2 protein-coding genes and 3 rRNA genes are annotated in these 6,729 nt (G+C 50.7%); all 5 read right to left on the reverse strand.

The annotated features are described in order from the left end of the window. Positions 1-125: 125 nt before the first annotated feature. Positions 126-1,589 (reverse strand): IMP dehydrogenase, encoded by a 1,464-nt coding sequence (gene guaB / locus ET464_RS14405; RefSeq protein ID WP_129442018.1) that lies wholly within the window; start codon positions 1,587-1,589, stop codon positions 126-128. Between the two features lie 165 nt (positions 1,590-1,754). After that, a complete protein-coding gene (locus ET464_RS14410) occupies positions 1,755-2,978 on the reverse strand; it encodes a GNAT family N-acetyltransferase (RefSeq protein WP_129442020.1) in 1,224 nt (407 codons plus the stop codon). A gap of 178 nt (positions 2,979-3,156) precedes the next feature. Continuing rightward, positions 3,157-3,273: ribosomal RNA gene (rrf, locus tag ET464_RS14415) — 5S ribosomal RNA — on the reverse strand. A gap of 82 nt (positions 3,274-3,355) precedes the next feature. Next, positions 3,356-6,313 (reverse strand): 23S ribosomal RNA (locus ET464_RS14420). A 233-nt stretch (positions 6,314-6,546) separates the two neighbouring features. Continuing rightward, positions 6,547-6,663: ribosomal RNA gene (rrf, locus tag ET464_RS14425) — 5S ribosomal RNA — on the reverse strand. Between the last annotated feature and the right edge of the window lie 66 nt (positions 6,664-6,729).

Below are 6,729 nucleotides of genomic sequence, written 5' to 3' on the forward strand. Positions count from 1 at the left end.
TAGTAAGCTAATTTATGTATTTTCGTAAAATTTACCTTTATATCATTCTGTGAACGTTACAGCTGCCGCAAAATAAAAAAACACGCCCGGCAAAGGGCGTGTCTTATTCTCTTATCGTATTGCCATTACAAGGAGTAGTTAGGCGCTTCCTTCGTAATTTGAACATCATGCGGATGGCTTTCGCGCAAGCCTGCACCTGTGATACGAATAAACTGCGTATCGTTGTTGAGTTCTGTAATGGTGCGTGTGCCGCAATAGCCCATGCCCGAACGCAAGCCGCCAATCAGCTGATGAACCGTGTCGGCAAGCGGCCCTTTGTAAGGAACACGGCCTTCAATACCTTCCGGAACAAGCTTGCTGAGGTTTTCGCTTTCTTGGAAGTAACGATCCTTGCTGCCTGCTTTCATTGCTGCAAGCGAGCCCATGCCGCGGTATACTTTGAAGCTGCGGCCTTGGAAAATTTCCGTTTCGCCTGGGCTTTCCGTTGTGCCGGCGAACAAGCTGCCGATCATAATAGCGCTGGCACCGGCTGCGATAGCCTTCGTAATATCGCCCGAGTATTTGATGCCGCCGTCGGCAATAATCGGAACATTATATTCACGAGCAACAGATGCGCAGTCATAAATGGCTGTAATTTGCGGTACGCCGATACCGGCGATTACGCGGGTCGTGCAGATCGAACCAGGTCCGATGCCCACTTTTACAACCGAAGCGCCGGCTTCGATCAAAGCGCGGGTACCTTCGCCGGTGGCTACGTTTCCGGCAATAATGACGAGATCCGGATACGTTGCGCGAAGCTTTTTGACAGCTTCCAGAATGTTGCGGCTATGGCCGTGCGCAGAGTCGACAACGAGTACATCGATGCCTGCTTGCACAAGCGCAGCCGTTCTTTCTTCCGTATCTTTCGAAATTCCTACTGCAGCGCCGCAAAGCAGACGTCCTTGCTTGTCTTTTGCCGCATTCGGGAATTGAATCGCTTTTTCAATATCTTTGATCGTGATGAGGCCTTTCAGTACATTGCTTTCATCAACAAGAGGGAGCTTCTCGATCTTATGTTTTTGAAGCAATACTTCCGCTTGCTCAAGCGTTGTGCCAACCGGTGCTGTCACAAGCTCCGTTTGCGTCATCACTTCTTTAATTTTAATGGAGTAGTCGTGTACGAAGCGCAAGTCGCGGTTCGTCAAAATGCCTACAAGCTTACCCGCATCATCCACGATAGGTACGCCGGAAATCCGGTATTTGCCCATCAGCTCTTCTGCATCATATACATGATGCTCCGGAGTCAAGGAGAAAGGATTTGTAATAACGCCGCTCTCCGAGCGCTTAACCCGATCCACTTCTTCGGCTTGCTGCGCTACGGACATGTTTTTATGGATGATACCGATACCGCCTTCACGGGCAATTGCAATGGCAAGAGCAGATTCCGTGACCGTATCCATACCTGCACTAATTAACGGAATGTTCAGCTTTACATTCTCGCTAAGTCTGATCGATACATCGACTTCACGCGGCAAAATATCGGATCTGCGAGGAATAAGCAAAACGTCGTCGAATGTAAGGCCTTCCTTAGCGAATTTCGTTTCCCACACGAGTATGTTCCTCCCTTGAATTAATACCTCTCACGTATATTATTGCAATATTAGCAGAGGGGTCTAGGGCTGTCAAGGCTCGACGAAGCCGCTCAAATGTACCGGAATACATAAGCTGGAAGAGCCGTCTAACGCTAGTAGTATGGGCAAACGCTTTAAAATTTACTAAAAGAAATCGGCAAGGTAAGTCTTGCCGGCCGGAATGCGTGAAGCGAATTCAAGCGCTTTTCCGTCGGTTACACTTCCGGTTATGCGCCCCAAACGGCATAACTCATCCCATGAACGATAACCGAGCAGCAGCGCCGTCAGCGTACCAATATTTGTTTCGATCGTGCACTCGGGTGCATCCGTTTGCTTCTGCGCCCGAGTCGTTTCCGGCGTTTCCACAAGGACAGGGGTAAACTCCGCCGCGCCGTTTTCAGCAATAACCAGCTTAAAGCTCCCATTGTTCCAAGGCGCATGCTCATCCTTCAAAGAAAGCGTTATAACCGTTTCGCCTGCTCCTTCTTGAAACGCATATTTCCCGACAAACGCTGCCGCATCCACAATACGCGCCATAAAATAAGGCACAATCTCCTGCTGAATGCGCGGATTGTCCAAGCGATAAGCAAGCAGATCATCGGCAGGCATATTAACCGACACGCTGTCGATCATCGAATCATGCTGCCCGACATACGACCATAAAGCCGAGTAAGCATCCTCATCACAAGCAACCCACTCGCTAATTGTCATCTTTTTCTCTTTGACTCCATACAGGATGTATCCGCATGGCTCTCCGCCGGCGTCATAATATACCGCTGCCTGCTCCTCTTTTTTAAGCACCCGTTGCTGCCACCAGGAAGCAGAACGGACTAACGTACCGTTATATTGAGCTGCAAAACGATCATAGATGCGGCTTAGCACATCAATTTGTCCATCTATCCGTTCAATCCTTCCGCTATAGGAAAACCTGCGGGGCAGCTGATCGGTTTTAAGCGTATATTGTTTGTATTCGATATAAGTTTCCCAGCCAAATTTCCGGTAAAATGCAAAAGCAAAAGGATGCAGCATGGAAACCGATTGTCCTGCAGAGCGCATTTCCAGAAGCGCTTTTCGCAGCAGCTTATTGACAAAGCCTTGCCTCCGGTACTCCGGCCAAGTAGATACACCGGCAATGCCTCCCATATCAAATGGCTTGCCGCCTATGTACGTCTGTAATTGGAAAATCGTTAACTGCGCCGCAAGCTGACCATTGACATAAACGCCCCATATATCGCTAGGCAATTCTGCTTCTGCCTGCCTGCGTTTCTCCAATTGTTCGTCAGAGAGCCGATATTGAAAAGCAAATTGGGAAAGTTTTGACCGCTCTCCATACGTCTCGCTGCCCAACTTCTGGATACTATACTCCATAAAAAACCTGCACCCCTTTCAGTCATTTCTTTTATTATGACATATTTGGTAAGCGTATTCCTTCCTTTTAAAGTTAAGCATCTATATTAAACTTAAGTAGAACAATCTTAGCAAAGTGATTTCAAGCAAGAAAAGGACACAAAAAAAACCTGCCACAAGACTGTGACAGGTTCTTCGTGCTTGGCGACGTCCTACTCTCCCAGGACCCTGCGGTCCAAGTACCATCGGCGCTGGAGGGCTTAACGGTCGTGTTCGGTATGGGAACGCGTGGTTCCCCTCCGCCATCGCCACCAAACGTGGTTTACAGCGTAAACCTTCAAGGTTTTGCGCCTTGAAAACTGGATGCGAAAGGTGATGCAATGTACTTTAGCTTGATTTAGGATAAGCCCTCGACCGATTAGTATTCGTCAGCTGCACGCATTGCTGCGCTTCCACCCCGAACCTATCCACCTCGTCGTCTACAAGGGGTCTTACATACTGGGAAATCTCATCTTGAGGGGGCTTCACGCTTAGATGCTTTCAGCGCTTATCCCGTCCGTACATAGCTACCCAGCGGTGCTCCTGGCGGAACAACTGGTACACCAGCGGTACGTCCATCCCGGTCCTCTCGTACTAAGGACAGCTCCTCTCAAATTTCCTACGCCCACGACAGATAGGGACCGAACTGTCTCACGACGTTCTGAACCCAGCTCGCGTACCGCTTTAATGGGCGAACAGCCCAACCCTTGGGACCTACTTCAGCCCCAGGATGCGATGAGCCGACATCGAGGTGCCAAACCTCCCCGTCGATGTGGACTCTTGGGGGAGATAAGCCTGTTATCCCCAGGGTAGCTTTTATCCGTTGAGCGATGGCCCTTCCATGCGGTACCACCGGATCACTAAGCCCGACTTTCGTCCCTGCTCGACTTGTTGGTCTCGCAGTCAAGCTCCCTTATGCCTTTGCACTCTCCGAATGATTTCCAACCATTCTGAGGGAACCTTTGGGCGCCTCCGTTACTTTTTAGGAGGCGACCGCCCCAGTCAAACTGCCCGCCTGACACGGTCCCCCTACCGGATTCACGGTAGCGGGTTAGAACTCCGATACGATCAGGGTGGTATCCCAACGTCGCCTCCACACAAGCTGGCGCTCATGCTTCCCAGGCTCCCACCTATCCTGTACAGATCGTACCAAAGTCCAATATCAAGCTGCAGTAAAGCTCCATGGGGTCTTTCCGTCTTGTCGCGGGTAACCTGCATCTTCACAGGTATTAAAATTTCACCGGATCTCTCGTTGAGACAGCGCCCAAGTCGTTACGCCATTCGTGCGGGTCAGAATTTACCTGACAAGGAATTTCGCTACCTTAGGACCGTTATAGTTACGGCCGCCGTTTACTGGGGCTTCGGTTCACAGCTTCGGGATTACTCCCTAACCGCTCCCCTTAACCTTCCAGCACCGGGCAGGCGTCAGCCCGTATACTTCGCCTTGCGGCTTCGCACAGACCTGTGTTTTTGCTAAACAGTCGCTTGGGCCTTTTCACTGCGGCCCCCTCGGGCTATTCACCCTACCGAGGCACCCCTTCTCCCGAAGTTACGGGGTCATTTTGCCGAGTTCCTTAACGAGAGTTACTCCGCGCGCCTTAGCATGCTCTGCTCGCCTACCTGTGTCGGTTTGCGGTACGGGCACCTTCACCTGGCTAGAGGCTTTTCTCGGCAGCCGGAGATCATGACCTTCGGTACTCTAAATTTCCCTCCCCATCACAGCCTAGCCTTACGATGTGCGGATTTGCCTACACATCAGCCTCACTGCTTGGACGGACTATTCCATCAGTCCGCGTCACTACCCTTCTGCGTCACCCCATTGCTCATAACGGTTTACGGTGGTACAGGAATTTCAACCTGTTGTCCTTCCACTACGCCTTTCGGCCTCGCGTTAGGTCCCGACTTACCCTGAGCGGACGAGCCTTCCTCAGGAAACCTTAGGCTTTCGGCGGACAAGATTCTCACTTGTCTTTTCGTTACTCATACCGGCATTCTCACTTGTATACTGTCCACCAGTCCTTACGGTCTGACTTCAACCTATATACAACGCTCCCCTACCCCTAACACTTCTTAAAAGTGTAAGCCATAGCTTCGGTGGTGTGTTTAGCCCCGTTACATTTTCGGCGCAGAGTCACTCGACCAGTGAGCTATTACGCACTCTTTAAATGATGGCTGCTTCTAAGCCAACATCCTGGTTGTCTTTGCAACTCCACATCCTTTCCCACTTAACACACACTTGGGGACCTTAGCTGATGATCTGGGCTGTTTCCCTTTTGACAATGGATCTTAGCACTCACTGTCTGACTCCCGGTAAACATATCTATGGCATTCGGAGTTTGACTAGACTTGGTAACCCTTGGCGGGCCCCGCATCCAATCAGTGCTCTACCTCCATGATACTCTATACCGAGGCTAGCCCTAAAGCTATTTCGGGGAGAACCAGCTATCTCCGAGTTCGATTGGAATTTCTCCGCTACCCCACCTCATCCCCGAATTTTTCAACATTCGTGAGTTCGGGCCTCCAGTGCGTGTTACCGCACCTTCACCCTGGACAGGGGTAGATCACACGGTTTCGGGTCTACGACCACATACTCATTCGCCCTATTCAGACTCGCTTTCGCTGCGGCTCCACCTCTTCGGCTTAACCTCGCATGGGATCGTAACTCGCCGGTTCATTCTACAAAAGGCACGCCATCACCCGGCGTTTTTCCAAAGGAAAAGACGCACACGGGCTCTGACTTCTTGTAAGCGCACGGTTTCAGGTTCTTTTTCACTCCGCTCCCGCGGTGCTTTTCACCTTTCCCTCACGGTACTGCTTCACTATCGGTCACTAGGGAGTATTTAGCCTTGGCAGATGGTCCTGCCGGATTCCCACGGGGTTCCTCGTGTCCCGCGGTACTCAGGATCCGTCTCGGAGGGTGCTGACTTTCGGTTACAGGGCTTTTACCTCATCTTGCGGGCCTTTCCAGACCTCTTCGCCTACCCAACACCTTTGTAACTCCATGTGAGACGTCCTACAACCCCAAGAAGCAAGCTCCTTGGTTTGGGCTGTTCCGCTTTCGCTCGCCGCTACTGACGGAATCACTTTTGTTTTCTCTTCCTCAGGGTACTTAGATGTTTCAGTTCCCCTGGTATGCCTCCCTCTGACCTATGTATTCAGTCAGTGGTGACTGCCCATTACGACAGCCGGGTTTCCCCATTCGGACACCCCCGGATCAAAGCTTGCTTACAGCTCCCCGAGGCAGTTTCGTTGTTCGCCACGTCCTTCTTCGGCTCCTAGTGCCTAGGCATCCTCCGTGCGCTCTTATTAGCTTAACCTTGCATTTTTCCAGTGGAAAAGTGCATCGTTTGCGTTTCTCCAAAGGAGAAAACGCGATTTATTACAGCTAAAGGATGTTTTGCATTTCTTTCGCTATCCAGTTTTCAAGGTGCAATGTGTTTCTCGATACAACTTTTAAAGTTATATCTCAAACACAGAATTGTATCTTATCACGCTTCTTTTCACTATGCAACAAGTAAATGTTACCAGTTCCAAGTCGTGAATCGATACCGCTTGGCGACGTCCTACTCTCCCAGGACCCTGCGGTCCAAGTACCATCGGCGCTGGAGGGCTTAACGGTCGTGTTCGGTATGGGAACGTGTGGTTCCCCTCCGCCATCGCCACCAAACGGATTTCTTATGAAAGTGTCAACCGGGTCAAACCCGAATTGTTCTTTCAAAACTGACAACGAGCG

The organism is Paenibacillus protaetiae (assembly GCF_004135365.1).
Taxonomy (GTDB): domain Bacteria; phylum Bacillota; class Bacilli; order Paenibacillales; family Paenibacillaceae; genus Paenibacillus_AP; species Paenibacillus_AP protaetiae.

Coding starts and splice junctions, on each gene's coding strand:
- ET464_RS14410 (WP_129442020.1), bottom strand. CDS start 2,978: ATGGAGTATAGTATCCAGAAGTTGGGCAGCGAGACGTATGGAGAGCGG.